The sequence below is a fragment of the Streptomyces sp. NPDC088915 genome (assembly GCF_044749825.1).
Classification (GTDB): Bacteria; Actinomycetota; Actinomycetes; order Streptomycetales; family Streptomycetaceae; genus Streptomyces.
The window spans coordinates 158,775-179,364 of the sequence record NZ_JBIVIR010000017.1; the positions used below are offsets into that span (position 1 = coordinate 158,775).

The 20,590-nt window shown below is 75.1% G+C and carries 19 protein-coding genes and 7 tRNA genes; 15 read left to right on the forward strand and 11 right to left on the reverse strand.

Going from position 1 to position 20,590, the window contains the following annotated elements:
- Positions 1–34: 34 nt before the first annotated feature.
- From cobT to ACIP5O_RS28505, 3 genes are all read left to right on the forward strand, one after another.
- A complete protein-coding gene (cobT, locus tag ACIP5O_RS28495) occupies positions 35–3,442 on the forward strand; it encodes a nicotinate-nucleotide--dimethylbenzimidazole phosphoribosyltransferase (RefSeq protein ID WP_401298113.1) in 3,408 nt (1,135 codons plus the stop codon).
- 302 nt (positions 3,443–3,744) lie between these two features.
- A complete protein-coding gene (gene cobA, locus ACIP5O_RS28500) occupies positions 3,745–5,004 on the forward strand; it encodes a uroporphyrinogen-III C-methyltransferase (protein WP_356548422.1) in 1,260 nt (419 codons plus the stop codon).
- A 58-nt stretch (positions 5,005–5,062) separates the two neighbouring features.
- The gene (locus tag ACIP5O_RS28505) at positions 5,063–5,881 is read left to right on the forward strand and encodes a TrmH family RNA methyltransferase (protein WP_401298116.1); all 819 of its coding nucleotides are present in this window, start codon (positions 5,063–5,065) and stop codon (positions 5,879–5,881) included.
- Positions 5,882–5,895: 14 nt separating this feature from the next.
- Here the strand turns inward: ACIP5O_RS28505 and ACIP5O_RS28510 are convergent, their stop codons facing one another.
- Complete coding sequence (locus tag ACIP5O_RS28510; RefSeq protein ID WP_401298119.1) at positions 5,896–7,131, reverse strand: protein kinase; 1,236 nt, start codon at positions 7,129–7,131, stop codon at positions 5,896–5,898.
- 520 nt (positions 7,132–7,651) lie between these two features.
- On the opposite strand from ACIP5O_RS28510, the gene ACIP5O_RS28515 reads away from it, so the two are divergent.
- The 3 genes from ACIP5O_RS28515 to ACIP5O_RS28525 all read left to right on the forward strand — a co-directional run bounded on the left by ACIP5O_RS28515 (position 7,652) and on the right by ACIP5O_RS28525 (position 9,433).
- The gene (locus ACIP5O_RS28515; protein ID WP_365539931.1) at positions 7,652–7,819 is read left to right on the forward strand and encodes a hypothetical protein; all 168 of its coding nucleotides are present in this window, start codon (positions 7,652–7,654) and stop codon (positions 7,817–7,819) included.
- Between the two features lie 326 nt (positions 7,820–8,145).
- Positions 8,146–9,072 carry a phosphotransferase gene (locus ACIP5O_RS28520; protein ID WP_401298271.1) on the forward strand — a complete coding sequence of 309 codons (927 nt, stop codon included), beginning with the start codon at positions 8,146–8,148 and terminating at the stop codon, positions 9,070–9,072.
- A 67-nt stretch (positions 9,073–9,139) separates the two neighbouring features.
- Positions 9,140–9,433: a zf-TFIIB domain-containing protein gene (locus ACIP5O_RS28525; RefSeq protein WP_401298122.1), complete on the forward strand. Its 294-nt coding sequence runs from the start codon at positions 9,140–9,142 to the stop codon at positions 9,431–9,433.
- A 110-nt stretch (positions 9,434–9,543) separates the two neighbouring features.
- Here ACIP5O_RS28525 and ACIP5O_RS28530 read toward each other — a convergent pair.
- The 5 genes from ACIP5O_RS28530 to ACIP5O_RS28550 form a co-directional block, all read right to left on the reverse strand.
- Positions 9,544–9,618 (reverse strand) — tRNA-Val (locus ACIP5O_RS28530).
- Positions 9,619–9,658: 40 nt separating this feature from the next.
- Positions 9,659–9,730, reverse strand: a tRNA-Val gene (locus tag ACIP5O_RS28535).
- A gap of 34 nt (positions 9,731–9,764) precedes the next feature.
- Positions 9,765–9,836, reverse strand: a tRNA-Val gene (locus ACIP5O_RS28540).
- A 1-nt stretch (position 9,837) separates the two neighbouring features.
- Positions 9,838–9,911, reverse strand: a tRNA-Cys gene (locus ACIP5O_RS28545).
- Between the two features lie 39 nt (positions 9,912–9,950).
- A tRNA-Gly gene (locus ACIP5O_RS28550) sits at positions 9,951–10,023 on the reverse strand.
- A 244-nt stretch (positions 10,024–10,267) separates the two neighbouring features.
- On the opposite strand from ACIP5O_RS28550, the gene ACIP5O_RS28555 reads away from it, so the two are divergent.
- The 3 genes from ACIP5O_RS28555 (at position 10,268) to ACIP5O_RS28565 (ending at position 13,064) form a co-directional block, all read left to right on the forward strand.
- On the forward strand, positions 10,268–11,335 hold the full coding sequence (locus ACIP5O_RS28555; protein WP_356548417.1) for a chorismate-binding protein: 1,068 nt from the start codon (positions 10,268–10,270) through the stop codon (positions 11,333–11,335).
- Positions 11,332–12,162 (forward strand): aminotransferase class IV, encoded by an 831-nt coding sequence (locus tag ACIP5O_RS28560; RefSeq protein ID WP_401298126.1) that lies wholly within the window; start codon positions 11,332–11,334, stop codon positions 12,160–12,162. Before ACIP5O_RS28555 ends, ACIP5O_RS28560 begins: the two co-directional genes overlap by 4 nt.
- A 62-nt stretch (positions 12,163–12,224) precedes the next feature.
- On the forward strand, positions 12,225–13,064 hold the full coding sequence (locus tag ACIP5O_RS28565) for a GNAT family N-acetyltransferase (RefSeq protein WP_401298129.1): 840 nt from the start codon (positions 12,225–12,227) through the stop codon (positions 13,062–13,064).
- A 19-nt stretch (positions 13,065–13,083) separates the two neighbouring features.
- Here the strand turns inward: ACIP5O_RS28565 and ACIP5O_RS28570 are convergent, their stop codons facing one another.
- Complete coding sequence (locus ACIP5O_RS28570) at positions 13,084–13,599, reverse strand: DsbA family protein (protein WP_401298132.1); 516 nt, start codon at positions 13,597–13,599, stop codon at positions 13,084–13,086.
- 165 nt (positions 13,600–13,764) lie between these two features.
- Here ACIP5O_RS28570 and ACIP5O_RS28575 point away from each other — a divergent pair, with 165 nt between their 5' ends.
- Together ACIP5O_RS28575 and ACIP5O_RS28580 are read left to right on the forward strand one after the other, a co-directional pair.
- Positions 13,765–14,181 (forward strand): hypothetical protein, encoded by a 417-nt coding sequence (locus tag ACIP5O_RS28575; protein ID WP_401298135.1) that lies wholly within the window; start codon positions 13,765–13,767, stop codon positions 14,179–14,181.
- 121 nt (positions 14,182–14,302) lie between these two features.
- Complete coding sequence (locus ACIP5O_RS28580; protein WP_401298138.1) at positions 14,303–14,491, forward strand: hypothetical protein; 189 nt, start codon at positions 14,303–14,305, stop codon at positions 14,489–14,491.
- Between the two features lie 19 nt (positions 14,492–14,510).
- On the opposite strand, the gene ACIP5O_RS28585 is transcribed toward ACIP5O_RS28580, so the two are convergent.
- Positions 14,511–15,068 (reverse strand): CGNR zinc finger domain-containing protein, encoded by a 558-nt coding sequence (locus ACIP5O_RS28585; RefSeq protein ID WP_401298141.1) that lies wholly within the window; start codon positions 15,066–15,068, stop codon positions 14,511–14,513.
- 191 nt (positions 15,069–15,259) lie between these two features.
- Positions 15,260–15,673 carry an SsgA family sporulation/cell division regulator gene (locus ACIP5O_RS28590; protein WP_015032345.1) on the reverse strand — a complete coding sequence of 138 codons (414 nt, stop codon included), beginning with the start codon at positions 15,671–15,673 and terminating at the stop codon, positions 15,260–15,262.
- Positions 15,674–15,862: 189 nt separating this feature from the next.
- Between ACIP5O_RS28590 and ACIP5O_RS28595 the strand changes: the two genes are divergently transcribed.
- Together ACIP5O_RS28595 and ACIP5O_RS28600 are read left to right on the forward strand one after the other, a co-directional pair.
- The gene (locus tag ACIP5O_RS28595; protein WP_401298144.1) at positions 15,863–16,285 is read left to right on the forward strand and encodes a TIGR02611 family protein; all 423 of its coding nucleotides are present in this window, start codon (positions 15,863–15,865) and stop codon (positions 16,283–16,285) included.
- 53 nt (positions 16,286–16,338) lie between these two features.
- Positions 16,339–16,413, forward strand: a tRNA-Val gene (locus tag ACIP5O_RS28600).
- 65 nt (positions 16,414–16,478) lie between these two features.
- On the opposite strand, the gene ACIP5O_RS28605 is transcribed toward ACIP5O_RS28600, so the two are convergent.
- Positions 16,479–19,052 (reverse strand): SCO7613 C-terminal domain-containing membrane protein, encoded by a 2,574-nt coding sequence (locus ACIP5O_RS28605; protein WP_401298146.1) that lies wholly within the window; start codon positions 19,050–19,052, stop codon positions 16,479–16,481.
- A gap of 83 nt (positions 19,053–19,135) precedes the next feature.
- Between ACIP5O_RS28605 and ACIP5O_RS28610 the strand changes: the two genes are divergently transcribed.
- A complete protein-coding gene (locus ACIP5O_RS28610) occupies positions 19,136–19,582 on the forward strand; it encodes an SRPBCC family protein (protein WP_401298149.1) in 447 nt (148 codons plus the stop codon).
- 39 nt (positions 19,583–19,621) lie between these two features.
- Positions 19,622–19,693, forward strand: a tRNA-Val gene (locus ACIP5O_RS28615).
- A gap of 62 nt (positions 19,694–19,755) precedes the next feature.
- On the opposite strand, the gene ACIP5O_RS28620 is transcribed toward ACIP5O_RS28615, so the two are convergent.
- Positions 19,756–20,484, reverse strand: a complete 729-nt coding sequence (locus ACIP5O_RS28620; protein WP_356548407.1) for a 3'-5' exonuclease — start codon at positions 20,482–20,484, stop codon at positions 19,756–19,758.
- Positions 20,485–20,590: the final 106 nt, after the last annotated feature.

Genomic DNA, 20,590 nt, shown 5'->3' on the forward strand with positions numbered 1-20,590 from the left:
CTGAAGGAGCACAAGCGATGGGCGAGGGGTACGCATGACGGACACCGGCCAGGTCCCGGGCGAGGGACTGCCGGAGAACGCAGGCATGGTCGAGCAGCCGGGCATCCCCGCACCGGGCGCGTACACCTTCCTGGACCCCTCCGAGCAGACCGCCGAAGACGACGAGCTCCTTCTGATGCCGGGCGCCCAGGGAGCCTGGAGCGAGCACCCGCCGGGCGTCGTGCCCGCGCCGCCGGTCGCCGTGCCGCCCCCGGCGCCGATGGGCGACCCGCTGACGGACCCCCTGCCGGACCCGCTCACGGACCCGCTCCCCGAGCCCGTCGCCCTCGGCGACGTCCTGACCGCCCCGCAGGGCCGGACCCCGCCGCAGGGCGTTCCGCTCGACCCGTACACCGGCACCCCGGCGCACGGCGTCCCGGCGGGCACGCCCGCGCACGGCGTCCCCGTCGCCCCGTACGAGCCGGTCGTCACCGACCACGGCTACGAGCCCGGCATCCTCGACACCGGCGCGCACGGGATCACCGGCCACGAATCGGGCTCCGTCGACCTCGGCGGCCTCCCCGTGCCCCCGCAGGCCGCGGCGCCGACCCCGCCGCCCGCCCGCCGCCCGCTGCACATGGGCCCGCCCGTGCCCGAGGGCACCGGCGGAGTCGTGCGCTCGCTCGCCGACCGGGGCCCGGCCACCGCGCCCGCCCCGGCCCCGCAGCCCGCTCCGGAGCCCCTCGTGGCCACCGGCCCCGCCCCCGTGCCGGTCCGGACCCCGGGCCCGCCGACCACGGGCCCCGAGTACTTCGAGATCGCGCAGGAGCAGCAGCTCGCGCCGCAGGGCGCCGAGCCGTGGACCGTGCAGGAGCCGGTGGCGCAGCCCACCGCAGAAACGGTCGTCCCGCAGCCGGACCACTCCGGCCAGTTCGTCCAGGTCGAGGGCACCGTCCCGACGGCCCCGCACCTGGCCCCGACGCCGACCGCCGAGCCGGAGCCGACGCCCGAGGCCGCCCCGGAGATCTGGGAGGAGCCGACCGGCCCCGAGGCGGTCGTCGTGCCCGCGCCGCGCGAGCCGGAGCCCGTCGCGGCCGCCGCTCCCGCTCCCGCGCCGGAGGAGACCGAGCAGGCCCAGGAGCCCGCCGAGCCCGCCGCCGAGCCCGAGGCCCCGGCGGAGCGGACCCCCGCCGAGCCGATCGCGGAGGCCGCCCCCGAACAGCCGCAGGAGCAGGAGACCCCCGAGGCCCCGGAACCGGTCGCGACGGCGGAAACCGTCCCGACTCCGGAACCGGCCCAGGCCCAGGAACCGATCCCGGCGGAGGAGCAGATCCCGGCCGAGGAGCAGATCCGGGCCCAGGAGCAGATCCGGGCCCAGGAACAGGCGCCCGCCCAGGAGGCCACCCCTGCTCCGCAGCCGATCCCCACCCCGGAACCGATCTCCATCCCGGAGCCGACCCCCCTCCCGGAGACCGTTCCCGCTCCGGAACCGGCGCCCGCCCCTACCCCTGCCCCGGAGATCGTTCCCGTCCCGGAAACAGTCCCTGTCCCGGAAGCAGTCCCTGTCCCGGAAGTAGTCCCTGTCCCGGAGGCCGTTCCCCTCCCGGAACCGGCCCCCGCCCCGGAGGTCCCTTCCCTCCCGGAACCGGCCCCCGTCGAAGAGCCCGCCCCCGCTCCGGAGCCGGCGCCCACCGAGGAGCCGGCCCCGGAAACGGTCCCGGAGACCGCTCCCGCCCCGGCTCCCGGCTACGACGACGCCGAGCGCGAGGCCGTGCTCCGCGTGATGCGCGAGCGCCGCGACATCCGCAACGGCTTCCGCTCCGACCCGATCCCGCACGAGGTGCTGCTCCGCGTCCTGGAGGCCGCGCACACGGCCCCCAGCGTCGGTCACTCCCAGCCCTGGGACTTCGTCGTCATCCGCTCCGCCGAGACCCGGCAGACGATGCACGAGCTGGCCCAGCGGCAGCGCGAGGCGTACGCCAAGTCGCTGCCGAAGGCCCGGGCGAAGCAGTTCAAGGAACTGAAGATCGAGGCCATCCTCGACACCCCGGTCAACATCGTGGTGACCGCCGACCCCACCCGGGGCGGCCGCCACACGCTCGGCCGCTACACGCAGCCGCAGATGGCCCCGTACTCCTCCGCGCTCGCGGTCGAGAACCTCTGGCTCGCGGCCCGCGCCGAGGGCCTCGGCGTCGGCTGGGTCAGCTTCTTCGACGAGCGCGAGATGGTCCGCGCCCTCGGCCTTCCGGAGCACCTCGAAGTGGTCGCGTACCTCTGCGTGGGCTACGTGGACGAGTTCCCCGAGGAGCCGGAGCTGATGCAGGCGGGCTGGTCCAAGCGCCGCCCGCTGGCCTGGGTCGTGCACGAGGAGACGTACGGCCGCCGCGCCCTGCCCGGCGAGGAGCCGCACGACCTCCTCCAGGAGACCGTCGCGAACATCCGCCCGCTGGACGCCAAGGCGCTCGGCGAGGCCTGGGAGCGCCAGAAGCGCATGACCAAGCCGGCCGGAGCACTCGGCATGCTGGAGATCATCTCCGCCCAGCTCGCGGGCCTCTCCCGGATGTGCCCGCCGCCGATCCCGGAACCCGCGGCCGTCGCGATCTTCGCGGGCGACCACGGCGTCCACGCCCAGGGCGTCACCCCCTGGCCGCAGGAGGTCACCGGCCAGATGGTGGCCAACTTCCTCGGCGGGGGAGCGGTCTGCAACGCGTTCGCCCACCAGGTCGGCGCCGAGGTCTGCGTCGTCGACGTCGGCGTGGCCTCGGAACTCCCGGCCACCCCGGGCCTCCTCCCCCGCAAGGTCCGCCCCGGCACCGCCGACTTCACCACGGGTCCCGCCATGACCCGCGAAGAGGTCCTGGCCGCGATCGAGGTGGGCGTCGAGACGGCCCGCGACCTCGTGGCGGCCGGCAACAAGGCCCTGCTCACGGGCGAGATGGGCATCGCCAACACCACGGCGTCCGCCGCCCTGATCTCGGTCTTCACCGACGTGGACCCGGCCGAGGTCACGGGCCGGGGGACCGGCATCAACGACGAGACCCACGCCCGCAAGGTGGACGTGGTCCGCCGCGCCCTCGCCCTGCACACCCCGGACCCGGAGGACCCGATCGGCGCCCTCGCGGCGGTCGGCGGCCTGGAGCACGCGGCCCTCGTGGGCCTGATCCTGGGCGCGGCCTCGCTGCGTACCCCGGTCGTCCTCGACGGCGTCTCCACCGGGGCGGCGGCCCTCGTGGCCCGGGCGATCGCGCCCGAGTCGCTCGCCGCCTGCATCGCGGGCCACCGCAGCGCCGAGCCGGGCCACGTGGCGGCCCTGAACAAGCTGGGCCTGCGCCCCCTGGTCGACCTGGACCTCCGCCTCGGCGAGGGCACGGGCGCCCTGCTCGCGCTCCCGCTGGTGCAGAGCGCGGCCCGCGCGATGCACGAGGTGGCCACGTTCGACTCGGCGGGAGTCACCGAGAAGTAGCACCACGGCGCGGCTCCCACCCACTTAGGCGAGCGGGGGCCGCGCAGGGGTCGCGTTCGGGACGTAAAGCGTGAGGTGTGGCGCGACCGGCGGGTCCACCTTTCAAGGGCCCGGGGCGCCGTGAACCATGCAGTCCCGAATGCGATCCCGGAGCGGCCCCCACGTCACGCTCCACGGCGGGGAGATCCGTCACAGGGTGACACCCCGGGGCCACCGATATCGTGGGACCCGAAACAGCGTCCCACCAGCCGCTCCACCGCCGCAGCGGCCGCACCTGCCACGCCCCGAGGAGCCGCTCACCCATGGCCGAGCACGTCGATCCCACCGCGCACGCCGAGAAGGCGACGATCCCCGCCTACCCGGTGGGCCTCCGCCTCGCCGGCCGCCGCGTGGTCGTCCTCGGCGGCGGCCAGGTCGCCCAGCGCCGTCTCCCCGCCCTGATAGCCGCGGGCGCCGACGTCACCCTGATCTCCCCCTCCGCGACCCCGTCCGTGGACGTGATGGCGGAGACGGGCGAGATCACCTGGATCAAGCGCCGGTACGAGGACGGCGACCTCGCCGACGCCTGGTACGTCCTGGTCGCCACCACCGACCCCGCCACGAACGCCGCCGCCTCCGCCGAGGCCGAGCGGACCCGGACCTGGTGCGTGCGCTCGGACGACGCCGAGGCGGCCACCGCCTGGACCCCGGCCACCGGCCGCGGCGACGGCGTCACCGTGGCGGTGCTCACCGGCCACGACCCGCGCCGCTCGGCTGCCGTGCGGGACGCGATCGTGGAGGGCCTGCGGGACGGTTCGATCGCGGCGCCCCAGCACCGCGCCCGCACCCCGTTCGTGGCCCTGGTCGGTGGCGGCCCCGGCGACCCGGACCTCATCACGGTGCGCGGCCGCCGCCTGCTGGCGGAGGCGGACGTGGTGATCGCGGACCGCCTCGGCCCCCGGGACCTCCTGGACGAGCTGCCCCCGCACGTCGAGGTGATCGACGCGGCGAAGATCCCGTACGGCCGGTTCATGGCGCAGGAGGCCATCAACAACGCGCTGATCGAGCACGCGAAGGCGGGCAGGTCGGTGGTCCGCCTGAAGGGCGGCGACCCGTTCGTCTTCGGCCGGGGCATGGAGGAGGCGCAGGCGCTCGCCGCCGAGGGCATCGCCTGCACGGTCGTCCCCGGCATCTCCAGCTCGATCTCGGTGCCCGGAGCGGCCGGCATCCCGGTCACGCACCGGGGGGTGGCCCACGAGTTCACGGTGGTCAGCGGGCACGTGGCCCCCGACGACCCGCGCTCCCTCGTCGACTGGGCCTCGCTCGCCAAGCTGACGGGCACGCTGGTGATCCTCATGGGCGTCGACAAGATCGGGAAGATCGCGGAGGCGCTCATCGCCCACGGCAAGGCTCCGGAAACCCCCCTGGCCCTGGTCCAGGAGGGCACCACGGCGGCCCAGCGCAGGGTGGACGCGACGCTCGCGACGGTCGCGGAGACGGTCAGGACGCAGGAGGTCCGCCCGCCGGCGGTGATCGTCATAGGCGACGTGGTGACGGAAGGCCCGAACAAGCCGACGGCATAAGAAAAACCCCACCCCACCCCCCACCCCCCTCCCACCCCGAACGAGGCAGCAGCACCCCGTGGCCGAACTGATCACGATCGACGCCCCCGACGACCCGCGCCTGCGCGACTACACCGGCCTGACCGACGTCGAGCTCCGCCGCAGACGGGAGCCGGCCGAGGGCCTGTTCATCGCGGAGGGCGAGAAGGTCATCCGCAGGGCGGGGCAGGCCGGGTACGCGATGCGGTCGATGCTGCTCTCGGCCAAGTGGGTCGACGCCATGCGGGACGTCATCGACGGGTCCGAGGCGCCGGTGTACGTGATCGACCCGGACCTGGCGGAGCGGGTCACGGGCTACCACGTGCACCGGGGCGCCCTCGCGTCCATGCAGCGCAAGGAGCTCCCGGAGGCGTCCGAACTGCTTGCGGGCGCCCGCCGCGTGGTGGTCATGGAGTCGGTCAACGACCACACCAACATCGGCGCGATCTTCCGCAGCGCCGCGGCCCTCGGCATGGACGCGGTCCTGCTCTCGCCGGACTGCGCGGACCCGCTCTACCGGCGCTCCGTGAAGGTGTCCATGGGCGCGGTCTTCTCCGTCCCGTACGCCCGCCTGGAGGGCTGGCCGCGGGGCCTGGAGGCGGTGAAGGAGGCGGGCTTCAAGCTGCTCGCGCTCACCCCGGCGGAGCGGGCGGTCTCCATCGACGAGGCCGCCCCGCACAAGCTGGACCGGGTGGCGCTGATGCTGGGCGCGGAGGGCGAGGGACTGTCGCAGAAGGCCCTGCGGGCCGCCGACGAGTGGGTCCGCATCCCGATGGCCCACGGCGTGGACTCGCTCAACGTGGGAGCGGCGGCGGCCGTGGCGTTCTACGCGGTGGCGACGGGCCGCCCGGAGTCGTAGCGAGCCCGCTCGGCTCAGCCCTGGAGGGCCTGCGCGGCGGCGATGCCGAGGGCGACGACCAGGGTCACGACGACGAAGACGAAGAGCCGCTGCCGCAGCAGCCGGGGGTTGGCGGGGCGGCGGCCGGTCGAGGTGGAGCGGACGCCGGGCCTGGTGCCGGGACGGGACTGCGGGGGCCGCGAGCCCCCGGTCCGCGGCCCGGCGACGGAGGACCGCGAGGAGGCTCCCCGCCCCTGACCCCGCTCCCGCTCGGAACCACGATCGGAACCGCGGTCGGAGCCACGCTCGGGACCGCGCTCGCCCGCCCGCTCGGGCCCACGCCCGCGCGTGTCCCGTTCGGTGTACTCGGTGTACCGCTCCGTCGGCCGGACGGTGTTGCGCTCCTCGGACCGCTCCCGCTGCACGGGCGGCCGGGAGACGGGCAGCCCCTGCGCCTCGCGCGCCGCGATCTCCTTGAGCCGCATCGACAGCTGAAGGGTGCTGGGCCGGTCCTCGGGGTCCTTCGCGAGACAGGCCCTGACCAGTGGCGCCAGCGCGTCGGGCACGCCGTGCAGCTGCGGCTCCTCGTGCACGACCCGGTAGAGCATGACCTCGGAACTGCCGTGCCCGAAGGGGGAGTCGGCCATCGCCGCGTACGCCAGGGTGGCGCCGAGCGAGAACACGTCGGTGGCGGGGGTGACGGCGGCGCCGCGCACCTGCTCGGGGGCGAGGAAGCCGGGCGACCCGACGGCGGTCCCCACGTGGGTGAGGGTGCTGGCGCCGGTGGCCCAGGCGATGCCGAAGTCGATGATCCTGGGGCCCTTGGGGGAGAGCAGGATGTTGGACGGCTTGAGGTCCCGGTGCACGACGCCGGCCTCGTGGACGGCGACCAGGCCCTCCGAGAGCGCGGCCCCGATGGTGGCCACGTCGGCGGCGCGCAGCGGACCCTCCTCGGCGACCCGGTCGTGCAGGGAGGGGCCGGGGACGTACTGGGTGGCGAACCAGGGGCGGTCGGCCTCCAGGTCGGCGGCGACGAGCCGGGCCGTGCAGCCGCCGCGGATCCGCCGGGCCGCCGACACCTCGCGGGCGAACCGCGAGCGGAACTCCTGGTCCTCGGCGAGGTCGGGCCGGATGACCTTCAGGGCCACCCGCTGGCCGCGCCGGTCGGACCCCAGGTACACGACGCCCATTCCGCCGGCCCCCAGCCTGCGGTGGAGCCGGAACGACCCGACGATCCGCGGATCCTCGCGTCGGAGCCGCATCATCGCCATGTCCGTCCCCTCGTCCGTTCGACGTGGCACAGCTTACGTAGTGGCGCCCGCACGCGCTCATAGGCCGCGCCCTCGCACCGGGATCGATTGTCAGTGCTGTGGAAGGCCCCCGCGTACCGCCGACCCCCGGCGGGCACCAACCCCCGCCCCCTCCCGCCCACTTGACGGGGCACTCGGAACCGTCCCGCCCGCCTCCGGAGGGAGGGTGCCCCGGCCCCGGAGCCCCGGGCGCACCGCCGACGATCAAGGAAGTGAGCGATGTCACGCCGTCCCCCTCCGTCCTCCGCCCGTACACCTCCCTGACGCAACCCCTCGGGGATGACCCGGGGTTGTGCGCCCCCGTCTCCACCCAGGGGAGTACGCCGTGCGGGCGGCCGTCATCCTCCGGGAGGCCCGCAAGTCGGTACGCGGGCATGACGCCCCGGCGCTTCCCGCTTCCTAAGGTTGTTGTCACGCGGCGGGTGCAGCACTCGTCCCCCGAGGTCACGCACCCGCCGCGCCACACGACGGGAGAGGAACCATGGCCTACACGGCACCGCGGACGACCAGCCGGCCTTCGGGCCGCCGTCACCCCCTGGTGGCCACCGCCATGGTTCTTCCTCTCGCGGCCCTGCTCGTGGTCGTCTTCGGCGGCTGGGAAGCGGTGGTCACACAGGCGTCGTCCGTGGGCGTGATGCTGGGGCGCTGAGCGGCGCCCCGGACCCGGGAGAGCGGCCCGGGTCGGGACATCCGGCCATCAGCCCCGTGGGGACGGGGGTGCGACGGACGGCAGCGTTGGGGCCGGTCGGCCGGGGAGCCGACCGGCCCTCGCGCGTCCCCGGCACCCCCGCACCGTTCCCGGCCCCGCCTCCGCCCCGGCGCCCCGCACTGTCCCCGGCCCCGCCTCCGCCCCGGCACCCCCGCACCGTTCCCGGCCCCGCCCCCACCCCGTACGCTCCCCGCGTGACTCCCACCCGCCCCACGCCCGCTCGCTCCGCGCCCGTCCCGGGCGCCCCGCTCGACCGTCTCGCCGCCCTGGCCCGTGCCGCCGCCCATCCGCCCGGCGGCGCCCCCTGCGGCTGCGCGGGGGAGGGGCTGGTCGGGGTGCTCGCGGACCGGGAGGACGGGACCGTCGTACGCCACGGGGCGCTCGTCGTGAAGGCGCACGCCCCCGACACCGACCCCGAGGCGCACCGCGCGCGGCTCGTGCTGGCGGCCCGCCCGGACGTCGCCGGAGTCCTCCTGCCGCCCCTCCCGCTGCCGCCGGCGGCTCCGGAGGAGCTCGGCGGACGTCCGGTCAGCGTCTGGCCGTACGGAGTGCCCGTCGACCCGGGGGATCCCGACGCCGCTCCGTGGGAGGAGGCGGCGCGGCTCCTCGCCCTGCTCCACCGCACCCCGCTCCCGCCCGGGGCCGTGGACGGCCTTCCGGCGATGCGGGCCCCGCTCAAGGCGGCCCTCGCCGTGGACCGGATGCGCCGGGCGGCGCCGGACCACCCGGCCGCGGCCACCGTCCTCGCCGCCCGGCGGACGGTCCCCGGGGTCCCCGCGAACGCCCCCCGGCTGCTCTGCCACGGCGACTTCCACCTGGGGCAACTCGTCCGGCCCGCCCCGGCCCCATCGGCCCCGGCCCCGTCCGCCCCTCCGGCCTGGCGGCTCATCGACGTCGACGACCTCGGCACGGGGGACCCGGCCTGGGACCTGGCCCGCCCGGCCGCCTGGTTCGCCGCCGGCATCCTGCCCCCGGAGGTCTGGTCCCGCTTCCTCGGCGCGTACCGGGAGGCGGGCGGCCCGGCGGTGGGCGACGACCCCTGGACCGAACTGGACGTGCCGGCCCGTGCCCTGACGGTGCAGACCGCCGCCCTGGCCGTCGCGAAGTCCACGGCCGAGGGACGGCCGCTGGACGAGGTCGAGGAGGTGATGATCGACACCTGCGCCCGCATCGCCGGACGCCGAACCGGGTAGGCGCTTCCGGCGTCCACATAAAGTGAGGCCACCATTCGAACGGCAATGTCAGGGAGTTGAGCCGAGCATGCAGTGTCCCAAGTGTCATGCGGCCATGCACACGTACAACCGCAACGGCGTCCAGATCGAGCAGTGCAGCGGCTGCCGGGGCATATTCCTGGACTACGGCGAGCTGGAGGCCCTGACCCGCCTGGAGTCCCAGTGGGTCCAGCAGGCCCCGCCCGCGCCGCCGGCCCCCCAGGGCTACCCGGCGCAGCACGCGCCCGCCGCACCCGCCTGGGGCGCCCCCCAGCACGGCGGTCACCACGGCGGCGGCCACTACCGCCAGCGCGGCTTCGGACGGATGCTCTTCTCCTCCTGAGGCACCGGAGACACCCGAGGCACCGGCCGGGTCCCCTCCCGGGGACACCGGCCCGGGCGCCGACACGAAGAAGCCCCCGGCCGCGAGGTGCGGCCGGGGGCTTCTTGCTGTGGTGCGCGATACTGGGATTGAACCAGTGACCTCTTCCGTGTCAGGGAAGCGCTCTCCCGCTGAGCTAATCGCGCGGGGTGGTGCACAACCTACCCGAAGGCGGGCCGTACTGCGTGCGCGATACTGGGATTGAACCAGTGACCTCTTCCGTGTCAGGGAAGCGCTCTCCCGCTGAGCTAATCGCGCGGGGGATCCGGAGATCCAGGACCCGAAGGTCCAGTGGACGATACTGGGATTGAACCAGTGACCTCTTCCGTGTCAGGGAAGCGCTCTCCCGCTGAGCTAATCGTCCTTGGAGGTGGAGACGGGATTTGAACCCGTGTAGACGGCTTTGCAGGCCGTTGCCTCGCCTCTCGGCCACTCCACCAGGAGTGAATACGGGGGTTCGGGAAGATCCCCCACATCGAGCGGACGACGAGATTCGAACTCGCGACCCTCACCTTGGCAAGGTGATGCTCTACCAACTGAGCCACGTCCGCTTGTCGTTTCCGTTCCGCTTGCGCGTCCCGGCGACGTGTTGAACTCTAGCGGATTCCCGGGCCAGTACAAAAACGCGTTTCCGCAGCGTGCTGACCTGCGGACCGACCGGGACGCCGGTGCCCACCCCCCGACGGGGCTCCCGGAGGGTTCGCCCGGCGTTCACTCGCCGTGTTCCCCGGGTCGCGCGCGGCCCCCGGCGCACACGACCCGGTGCCCCCGCTCCGCCCGACCTAGACTCGACGCGTGTACGACCTCGCTCCCCTGGCCCGTTTCGGCGGCCTCGTCGCCACCGACCTCCGGGACGTCACCCACGACCCCGAGGCCCTGGACTCCACCGGCTTCTGGGCCGTCTGCGCGGACTTCGAGGGGCGCCTGACCTGCGCCCGCTTCGGGGACGTGCGGCCGGACCCGGTGCCCCCGCCCGTACCGGGCGCCTGGCGCGGCCCCGCCGCCGGCTCCTGGACGTCCTCCCTCGACCGCGCCGCGTACACCGCCGGCGTGCGGCGCGTGCGGGAGCACATCGCGCGCGGCGAGGTCTACCAGGCGAACCTCTGCCGGGTGCTGACCGCGCCGCTGCCGGACCCGGCCGCCGCCGACGTGGACGCCCTGACCGCGCTGCTCGCCCGGGGCAACCCCGCCCCGTACGCCGGAACGATCCGCCTGCCCGCCCACGGCGTGGAGATCGCCACCGCGTCCCCCGAGCTCTATCTGCGCAGGGAGGGGGCCCTGGTCTCCTCGGGGCCCATCAAGGGCACCGGCCGCACCGCCGCCGACCTCCTCCCCAAGGACCACGCGGAGAACGTGATGATCGTCGACCTGGTCCGCAACGACCTGGGACGCGTCAGCGAGACCGGCTCCGTCGCCGTCCCCGCCCTCTGCGCGGTCGAGGAGCACCCCGGCCTGGTCCACCTCGTCTCCACCGTCAGCGGCGTGCTGCGCGAGGACGCCGGCTGGCCCGGACTGCTCGCCGCCACCTTCCCGCCCGGCTCGGTCACGGGCGCCCCCAAGTCCAGCGCGCTGCGGATCATCGAGGCCCTGGAGACCGCGCCCCGCGGCCCCTACTGCGGGGGCGTCGGCTGGGTCGACGCGGACGCGGGCACCGGCGAGCTCGCCGTCGGCATACGCACCTTCTGGATCGACCGCCCCGAGGGCGTGCTGCGCTTCGGCACCGGCGCCGGGATCACCTGGGGCTCCGACCCGGAGCGCGAGTGGGAGGAGACCGAGCTGAAGGCGTCCCGGCTGGTCGCGATAGCGTCGGGCGTCCACGAACCAGGCGCCCCCGAGGCGACCGGAAAGGCCATTTCCCGATGAAACTCTGGGTCAACGGCGGGCTGCACGACGCGGAGACCGCCCGGGTCTCCGTACTGGACCACGGACTGACCGTCGGCGACGGCATCTTCGAGACGGTCAAGGCGGAGCGCGGCGAAACGTTCGCCCTCACCCTCCACCTGGAGCGCCTCACCCGCTCGGCCCGGGGACTCGGCCTGCCCGACCCGGACCTCGACGAGGTCCGCCGCGCCTGCGCCGCCGTCCTGGAGGCCAACCCGATGGAGCTCGGCCGGCTCCGCATCACGTACACCGGCGGTCTCTCCCCGCTCGGTTCGGAGCGCGGCGACGCCGGGGCCAGCCTCGTCGTCGCCCTCGGCGGGACGGGCCGCCGCCCCGACTCCACCGCCGTGATCACCGTGCCCTGGACCCGCAACGAGCGCGGCGCCCTCACCGGGCTCAAGACCACCTCGTACGCCGAGAACGTCGTCGCCCTCGCCAGGGCGCGCGAGCAGGGGGCCTCCGAGGCGCTCTTCGCCAACACGGTGGGGCAGCTCTGCGAGGGCACCGGCTCCAACGTCTTCGTCGTGGTCGACGGCCGGATCCTCACCCCGCCCGTCTCCTCCGGCTGCCTCGCGGGCATCACCCGCGCCCTCGCCGTGCGGTGGACCGGCGCGGAGGAGGCCGATCTGCCGCTGGACGTCCTGGAGAGCGCCGACGAGGTCTTCCTGACCTCCACCCTCCGCGACGTGCAGGCCGTGCACCGGGTCGACGGGCGCGAACTGGCGCCCGCACCCGGCCCGGTCACCGCCAAGGCCATGCGGACCTTCGACGAGCACGCGGCCCGCGACCGCGACCCGCGCCTCGGGTAACGCCCGCCGGACCGCCGCAAAACCCGATGACGGACGGCCCCGGGGTGGGTAGAACACCTCTGATGACCACCACCCTGCGGCCGGTCGAGCCGCTTCAGCAGCTGCCCGACGGCGGCCGTTCCCGCACCTACGACGTGTGTGTGAACAGCCGCCGCGTCGGCTCCGTCCACCTCGCCACCGACCCCGCCTTCGGCGCGGCCTCGGGAGTGATCCAGGACCTCCGGATCGACGGACCGGACCGGGGGAGGGGCCGGGGCACGGTCGCCGCGCTCGCCTCCGAGGAGGTGCTGCGGAGCTGGGGCTGCGTCCAGGTGCGCGTGTCCGTGCCCGCCGACGCCGCGCCCGCGCTGCGCATGGTCCGCTCGCTCGGCTACGTCGAGCGCAGCCGGAACATGGTCAAGGAACTGCCCGACGCCCCTTCCGGCCTGCCCGGGGGCGTCGAGGTCCGGCCGATGACCGGCGCCGAGTACGAGGAGTGGGCGGTACGGGCCCGGGAGGGCTTCGCGCGGGACTGGACCGAGCGGGGCGTCCCCGAGGACCAGGCGCGCGCGAAGGCCGAGAACAGCCACCGCACCCTGCTGCCCGGGGGCCTCGCCACCCCCGGCGCCGCGTTCCACGTGCTGGTCCGGGACGGGCGGTCCGCCGGCGTCCTGTGGACTGGCCGGACCGAGCTCGAACCAGGGCGGTCGGCCGCCTACGTGTACGACATCGAGGTGGACGAGGAGCAGCGCGGGCGCGGCTACGGGCGGGCGCTCATGCTGCTCGCCGAACGGGTCGCGCGGGAGGCCGGGGAGACCCTGCTCGGACTGCACGTCTTCGCGGACAACACCCCGGCGGTCCGGCTCTACGAGTCGCTCGGCTACCGCACGACCCACGTCAACGGCGCCAAGCCGCTGCTGTAGGACCGTCCGGCCGGGCGGATCAGCCCGCGAGGAGGCGGTCGGCGATCGCCTCGATCCGCTCCCGCAGCCCCTCCTGGCTCTGGCCGCCGTCCAGGCGCTCGCCGTCGATGACGTAGGTCGGCGTGCCGGTGACCTTGATCGCCTTGCCCTCGGCCTCGTCCGCGTCGACGGTCAGCAGGTGTCGGCCGTCGATCAGGGCGGTGTCGAACTCCTCGGCGTCCAGGCCCAGTTCGGCCGCCAGCTCCAGGAGGACCGGCTCGCCCCGCTCGCCGAGCTCGGCGGTCCTGGCGAGCAGCGCCTCCGCGTACGGCCAGCCCCGGCCCTGCTCGGTCGCCTCCTCGGCGGCCTGGGCGGCGGCGTACGCGTGCTTGTGCTTCGCCAGCGGGAAGTGGCGCAGCTGCACGTCGAGCCGGTCGCCGTACTTCTCGCGGAGCGCGCGGACGTCGTCGAGGGCCCGGAGGCAGTCGGGGCACTGGAGGTCGAACCAGGCCTCCAGGACGACGGGGGAGACGGGTGCGGTGGTGGAGTCGCTCATGCCAGCAGTCTCCCTCACCGGGACCGGGGGTTCACCGGGACCGGGCGGGGGACCCCTGCCGGGACGACCCGGAGATCTCCCTGAGACCGGCCCGGGGGCATGGCCCGGGCGGAGACGCGGGTGCAGGATGGAAGGGACGCATCACCCGGGGACCTGGAGGACCGCATGCTCGCCGAGACCATCTGCTCCGCGGTGTCCGCGGCGGGCCTGGGCATCGCCGCGATCACGGCGTACCGGAAGCGCTTCCTGTCCGCCGCCCGGATCGCCGCCTACGCCCTGGTGCCCCTCGGCCTGGTGATGACGGGGGCCGTCGCCTGGCTCGCGGACACGGCGTTCAGCCCGATGGCCTGGGCCGGCTTCGGCGTGCTCGGTCTCGCCTGGGTGCTCTTCCTGTCCACCCGGGCCGTGGAGCGGCGCCGGGCCGGTCGCGGGCGGCCCGCCGCCGAGGAGACCGCCCCGAGAGCCGCGGCTCCGGGCGCCCCGGCGGCCCCGCGTGCGGTGACGGGGAAGCCGCGGACCGCCGAGCCCGCGGGCGACGACTTCAGCGACATCGAGGCGATTCTGAAGAAGCACGGAATCTGACCGCTTCTGGCGATTCCGCCGACCGTCCCGGTTCGGCGATCCACGGAAAGGGGTGAACCACCCGGTCAGAAGGCGTTTTCCGTGATGCCGGGCGCACCGCGTGCGCGATCATCCCCCCGAGATGCTGGATACCTCGCGGGACCCCGTCCCCGCCCCCACCGACGCTCCCGCCCACGCCCCCGGCGACATCCCCGGAGAAGAACGGCGCGGCTGTCTGTACGCGCTCTCCCAGCCGCCGCTGATGATCTTCCTCGGCGTCATCGGCTGTCTGCTGCTCCTGGCCGCCGTGCACGACCTCTTCATGCTGTGACGGCCCCGGTCCGGGGCCGTCAGCCCGCCGCCTCCTTGCGACGCGCCCGGTACGCGGCCACGTGCAGCCGGTTGCCGCAGGTCCGGCTGTCGCAGTAGCGGCGCGAGCGGTTGCGGGAGAGGTCGACGAAGGCCCGACCGCAGTCCGGCGCCTCGCAGCGCCGCAGCCGCTCCTGCTCACCCGCCACGACGATGAACGCCAGGGCCATGCCGCAGTCGGCCGCGAGGTGGTCCGCCACCGAGGCGCCCGGCGCGAAGTAGTGCACGTGCCAGTCGTAGCCGTCGTGGTCGGTGAGCTGCGGAGTGGTGCCCGCGCCCGCCACGAGCTGGTTGATCAGGGGGGCCGCGATCCGGGCCTCGGGCGCGGAGAAGACCGCCGCGAACTTCTCGCGCACCCCGCGCACGGCCCGCAGGTCGTCGGCGTCGAGGACGCCCACGTCGCTGATCTTGTGCGCGTGCACGAAGGCGTGGAGGCCCTGGAGGTCGGCGAGCGCGTCGGGGCGGTCGCCCTGGGCCGCGGTGTTCATCAGATCGACGACGGTGTCGAGGGCGATCCGGGTGTCGTGAGGGATCAGCACGATTCGCTCCCTGGCCGGCCGCGGGCGGGCGCCCGCGGAATGGCGCTGACTTTAGCGCGCCCCGGACATGACACCGGCGCCCACCACCGCGCCGGCTGCGCGGTGGTGGGCGCCGGATGACGTGCCTGTGTGGCTGCCCGCGCGGCGCCGTCTCCCCGAGTCGGACGGCGCCGTGCGGATCTCGGCCTGGCTCAGCTGTCGGCCAGGATGTGGGAAAGCTCGGTGTCGAGGTCGAAGTGCCGGTGCTCGGTGCCCGGTGGCACGGCGGCGTCGGTCCGCTTCAGGAACGACTCCAGGGCCCTCGCCGGGGCCTCGAGCAGGGCTTCTCCCTCGGGAGAGCTCAACGCGATGCAGACGACTCCCTGACCGTGACTGCGGGACGGCCAGACGCGGACGTCGCCCGTGCCGGTGGGCCGGTGCAGCCCCTCGGCGAGAAGGTCGCGGGCGAAGACCCACTCGACCGTCTCCTCGGCTCCGGTGTGGAAGGTGGCGTGCACGGCATACGGATCGGCCGTGTCATACCGCAGGCCCGCGGGTACAGGCAGTGAGGACTCGCTCGACACAACGAGGCGCAGGTGCAGCTCGCAGCTGACCGTGGTGTTCATAAGCGCCAGGGCCTTTCGCTCAGTGTGCGCTCGGGGATTCGCACGTCGGCGAAATCGACATGCCACCTACGGTGCCGTTGTAAACCCCTCTGTCGGTTTTGTGGTCGTTCAGGTCCCTCGTACGGACCCGTGTAACTTTGGGTAATACGGCCATTCCGGTGTCGGTCCGTCGTCCGGTAGGTTGGGATCATGAATGCGGAGAGTGACGAGCGCACCGGGGAGTCCGCCGCCGGCCAGGAAGCCGAACTGGGATCCCGCGCGCCGGAGTTCATCAAGTCCCGCCGGACCCTGCACCTGAGCTGGCAGGTCGGCGTCTTCGTCGTGGGACTCGCCGTGGTCGGCGCCGGGGTGGTCATGCTGCCGCTCCCCGGGCCCGGCTGGCTGGTCATCTTCGCCGGCATGGCGATCTGGGCGACCGAGTTCGTCTGGGCGCAGCTCGTGCTCCGCTGGACCAAGCGCAAGGTCACCGAGGCCGCCCAGCGCGCCCTCGACCCCAAGGTCCGCCGCCGCAACATCGTCCTCACCGCCGTCGGCCTGGTGATCATCGCCGCCCTGCTCGGCGTCTACCTCTGGAAGTTCGGCCTCGTCATGCCGTGGAAGATCGACGAGTGACCTCCGCGTGGTGCGGAAGCCCCGCTGACATGGGGTAATGTGTGCGGTGCACCGGGCGATTAGCTCAGCGGGAGAGCACTTCGTTCACACCGAAGGGGTCACTGGTTCGATCCCAGTATCGCCCACCACCCGGACCGAGGGCCCGGAGACGACCACCGTCTCCGGGCCCTCGGCGTTCCCGCGCCGGGCGGCCTCACCGCATCCGCGCCAGCCGCTCCCGCAGCCTGCGGGCGTCCCGCCGCCGCTGCTCGTACGTGGCGCCCACCGCGAGCAGCAGCAGTCCGGCGAGGGCCGGCGGCAGCCAGCGCGGCAGCACGCCCACCACCTGCACCACGTACGGCGCCAGCTCGTGCAGCCCGTCCAGGGCGAGCACCGTGCCACCGAGCAGCAGCAGGGCCTGGAGCCGGAACCGCGCCCCGAGCAGCGTCACCGCGAGGGCCGCCACCCCCAGGACCAGCGGCCGCACCCACTCCGGGTCCGTCCAGGCCGCGCCCAGGCTCGGCACCAGCGTCACCGCGAGACCGGGGCCGTACGCCGTCCAGGACGAGGCCTCCGGGTCCCGGCGCCGCCGCAGGAACCCGACGACGAGCGCCGGAACCGTCACCGGCAGCGTGTACGCCTCCGGGGTCGTCACGCCCCAGGCCCCGAGCCGCACCCAGGCGGCGAGGAGGAACAGCCCCGCCGCCACCCAGGAGGCGAACGGGCGCCGCTCCGGCCGGACCGCCGTCGCCGCCGCGATCACCCCGCCGAGCGCCAGGGTGAGCGCGAGGAACGCGGGCCGCGAACCGGCGAGCCCGAGGGCGCAGAGCCCCACGGCCGCGCCGGTGACCTCGACCGGCAGCGCCACCGGACGCGCCGTGGCGCCGACGGCCGCCGTCGCCGCCGGGACGAGCAGCAGGGCGAGCGCCGTCCAGTGCTCCTCCAGACCGGCCGCCGCCGCTCCCGCGAGCACCAGGCCCGCCGCCGCGAGCACCGCCCCGCAGGCCGACACCGTCCGCCGCGCGCCCGCGCCGAGGACCGCGACGCCCGCGAAGAGCCCGAGGACCACCCCGAGCGCGGCGAACGTGGCCCCCCGCACGTCCAGGGCGAGGGCGACCGCGCCCACGGCGGACAGCAGCCCGCCGGCGTACGCGACCCACCCGAGGACGGCCCCGGGCTCCGCCGCGGGAACCCGCGGCCGGACCGGCGAGGGCGCCCAGCCGGACCAGGGGGCACCGAAACCGGCCGCCGGGACCTGCGGCGGGGCCGAGGGCGGCGCCGGGACGGAACCGGGGGCCGACCGCCCGGTCGGGGCGGCGGTCGTCTTCGTGCCCCGCGCGGTTTCCGCAGCGGTTCCCGCAGGCGTCGCCGGGCCCGGCTCGGCGGTTGCTCCGGACGCCTCCGGGCGGGGCAGGCCGCGGGTCAGCGGGTCCGGGCGGACGGCGGTCCACAGGGCCGCCGCCGTCGTCAGGAGCTGGAGGGCGAGCGTCGCCGCGTACGGCAGGCGCAGGGAGACCGGCAGGGCCGTGAGGAGCGCCCAGGCCAGGACCAGGGTTCCGCAGCGGGCCCACGGTCGGGGGACGGAGGCGAGCGCGGCGGCGGTCGCCGCGAGGACCAGGAGGGCCGTCGCGGGGTACGCGGCCAGGACGGGCCCGGCGTGCTCGCCCGACCAGACCTCCGTCGTCCGGGTCAGCGGCCCCAGCGCGCCCGCCGCGACCGGCGGCAGCGCCCACAGGAGTCCCAGCGCCGCCACCGACGCCCCCGCGCCCGCGAGACCCGCCCGGATCCCGCGCGGCAGCCGGGCGCCCGCGCCCACCCGCCACACCGAGGCCAGGAGCAGCCCGCACAGCACGTATCCCGGAACCGCCCAGTCGACGGGGAGCACCGACCGCGACGGACCGCCGACGGCCGCCACCGCCGCCAGACCCGCGACCGCCGAGACGGCCACCGCCGAAGCGGGCGTCCGCCATGCCACGTACAGGCACGCCGCCGCACCCGCCAGGAGCAGCGGCGCGCCGCTCCACGGCGAGGAGAGGGAGAGCCAGACCCCCGTCAGGAGCGCCCAGCCGCCCAGGGCCACCGCGCCGGCGCCCGCCGTGATCCGCACCGGCAGCGGACGCGCCCACAGGACCGCCGCGCCGTCCGCCGCGGCCGTGACGAGCGCCGCCCACGCGAAGGCCGTCGGCCCGCCCCCGGCCGCGAGCACGCCCAGCGGCAGCGGCAACTGCGCCGCGACCACGGCCGCCGGCGGCGGGACGCGCAGCCGCGACAGCGCCGAGCCGTACGCCGCCCACGTCCCCGCCAGGACCGCCGAGGCCACCGCCGCGTACCCGAGGCCGTCCGTGTCCGACAGCGCCACCCGGTGCAGCGCGTACGCGTCGAGCACCGTCAGGACGAGCCCCAGGACCCCCACCGACTCGGCCGTCGACACGAGGCCTCTGCGCAGCAGCGCCACCGGCGCCGCGAGCGCCGCGCCGGTCACCGCGCACAGCACCGCCGCGCGGCCGCCGATCCCCATGGAGCCCCAGCTCACCAGGGTGAACGCGACCGCCGCGATCGTCAGCAGCGTGCCGCCGAGCGTGAGGAGCACGTTCTGCGCGCTCCGCGGCGTCGAGTCCGTCACCGGCACCGCCGTCCGCGGCGGTGGCGCCGCCGCCCGGGCCGGCTGGTACAGGACCTGGACCAGCCAGGCCCGCCGGGCCAGCAACCGGGTCCGGTGCGCGTCGAGTCGGGCCAGCTCGCGGTCGACGAGCACCAGTTCGTCCGCGGGCGGCAGGGAGTTGTCCATATGCGGAGTGTCGTCCCGGCCCCGGCCGCCGGGAATGGGTGCCCGTACTCAGATTCCCGCCTGAGTACACCCACACTGGGCCCATGGACTGGTACCGGTACCGCTTCCGCTGCGTCTGGCGGCTCGCCGCCCCGCCCGACCGCGTCTACGCCGTCCTCGAACGGGCCGAGGACTACCCCCGCTGGTGGCCCCAGGTCCGCGAGGTCGTCCCCCACGACGAGGCCTCCGGCACCGCCCGCTTCCGCTCCCTCCTCCCGTACGACCTCCTCGTCACCGTCCGCGCCCTGCGCCGCGACCCCGCGGCCCGGGTCCTGGAGATCGGCCTCGGCGGGGACCTGGAGGGCCGGGCCCGCTGGACCCTCGCCCCGGAGGGGGCCGGCACCCGCGTCCTGTACGAGCAGGAGGTCGAGGTCCGCGCCCGGCTCCTGAGGGTCCTCGCCGTCCCCGGCAGGCCCGTCTTCCGCGCCAACCACGCCCTGATGATGCGGGGCGGGCGGCGGGGGCTCGCCGCCCACCTGCGACCGGTTTGAAGGAAGGGCGGAAAGGGCTGTATGGTTCAACCCGTTCCCGGGCGATTAGCTCAGCGGGAGAGCACTTCGTTCACACCGAAGGGGTCACTGGTTCGATCCCAGTATCGCCCACCGGGAGAGGCCGGTCCGTCGAGAGACGGACCGGCCTCTGTCATTGCGCGCACTCCCACGCGTCACGCCGCCGTGCGCAGCTCAGGGCGCAGCGGCCACGACGGGTCCACCGTCTCCGGCGTCCCCTGCCGCGCGAACCACGCCTGGAGCCCCCGGGCCTGGGCCGCGTGCCACACCGCCTGGAGCGTGTGCAGCTCCGCCGGCGTCAGCCGTTCGAGCCGGGACGAGAAGCGCCGCGCCACCGCCCGTACGACGTCCATCGCCGCCGTCGCGTCCGCCGCCGCGTCGTGCGCCCCCGTCAGCTCCACCTCGTAGTGGGCGCACAGGTCCGTCAGCGTCCTGCGCCCCTTGCGGTAGCGGTCCAGGTGCTTGTCCAGGACCCGCGGGTCGAGCACGCACAGGGGCGTGCCCGCCAGGTAGTCGCCCAGCGTCGAGGCCCGGTGCCGCCGCAGCTCCCGGTCCAGGAGCGTCAGGTCGAACGGCGCGTTCATCACCACCAGCGGGCGCCCGGCGGCGGTCTGCTCGGACAGCGCCCGCGCCACCTCCTCCATCACCGGGGACGGCCACCGGCCGTTCCGCTGGAGGTGATCGTCCGTCAGGCCGTGCACGGCGGTGGCCTCCGCGGGCACCGGTATGCCCGGGTTCACCAGCCAGCGCGTCACCCGCGGACGTGCCCCGGCCGTGTCCTGCACGACCAGGGCGGCCGAGACGATCCGGTCGCCCTCGACGTCGATTCCCGTCGTCTCCGTGTCGAAAGCCGCCAGGGGCCCTTCGTACCAGTGCATCGTCATCCCCGAACTCCCTGCACACGTGCGGCAGATGGCCAACCCCCTGCCCCGAAACGGTGATACCCGGACTGTTTGCGCCGTACGCGGACCGGTCACAACAGAAGGGACG

Excerpts from the sequence above, each read along its gene's own strand:
- ACIP5O_RS28525 (WP_401298122.1), top strand. The coding sequence starts at position 9,140 with ATGCAGTGTCCCAAGTGTCATGCGGCCATGCACACGTACAACCGCAAC.
- ACIP5O_RS28570 (WP_401298132.1), bottom strand. The coding sequence starts at position 13,599 with ATGAGCGACTCCACCACCGCACCCGTCTCCCCCGTCGTCCTGGAGGCC.
- ACIP5O_RS28515 (WP_365539931.1), top strand. The coding sequence starts at position 7,652 with ATGGCCTACACGGCACCGCGGACGACCAGCCGGCCTTCGGGCCGCCGT.
- ACIP5O_RS28510 (WP_401298119.1), bottom strand. The coding sequence starts at position 7,131 with ATGGCGATGATGCGGCTCCGACGCGAGGATCCGCGGATCGTCGGGTCG.
- ACIP5O_RS28610 (WP_401298149.1), top strand. The coding sequence starts at position 19,136 with ATGGACTGGTACCGGTACCGCTTCCGCTGCGTCTGGCGGCTCGCCGCC.
- ACIP5O_RS28560 (WP_401298126.1), top strand. The coding sequence starts at position 11,332 with ATGAAACTCTGGGTCAACGGCGGGCTGCACGACGCGGAGACCGCCCGG.
- ACIP5O_RS28620 (WP_356548407.1), bottom strand. The coding sequence starts at position 20,484 with ATGACGATGCACTGGTACGAAGGGCCCCTGGCGGCTTTCGACACGGAG.
- ACIP5O_RS28595 (WP_401298144.1), top strand. The coding sequence starts at position 15,863 with ATGAATGCGGAGAGTGACGAGCGCACCGGGGAGTCCGCCGCCGGCCAG.
- cobA (WP_356548422.1), top strand. The coding sequence starts at position 3,745 with ATGGCCGAGCACGTCGATCCCACCGCGCACGCCGAGAAGGCGACGATC.
- ACIP5O_RS28605 (WP_401298146.1), bottom strand. The coding sequence starts at position 19,052 with ATGGACAACTCCCTGCCGCCCGCGGACGAACTGGTGCTCGTCGACCGC.
- ACIP5O_RS28575 (WP_401298135.1), top strand. The coding sequence starts at position 13,765 with ATGCTCGCCGAGACCATCTGCTCCGCGGTGTCCGCGGCGGGCCTGGGC.
- cobT (WP_401298113.1), top strand. The coding sequence starts at position 35 with ATGACGGACACCGGCCAGGTCCCGGGCGAGGGACTGCCGGAGAACGCA.
- ACIP5O_RS28590 (WP_015032345.1), bottom strand. The coding sequence starts at position 15,673 with ATGAACACCACGGTCAGCTGCGAGCTGCACCTGCGCCTCGTTGTGTCG.
- ACIP5O_RS28580 (WP_401298138.1), top strand. The coding sequence starts at position 14,303 with ATGCTGGATACCTCGCGGGACCCCGTCCCCGCCCCCACCGACGCTCCC.
- ACIP5O_RS28565 (WP_401298129.1), top strand. The coding sequence starts at position 12,225 with ATGACCACCACCCTGCGGCCGGTCGAGCCGCTTCAGCAGCTGCCCGAC.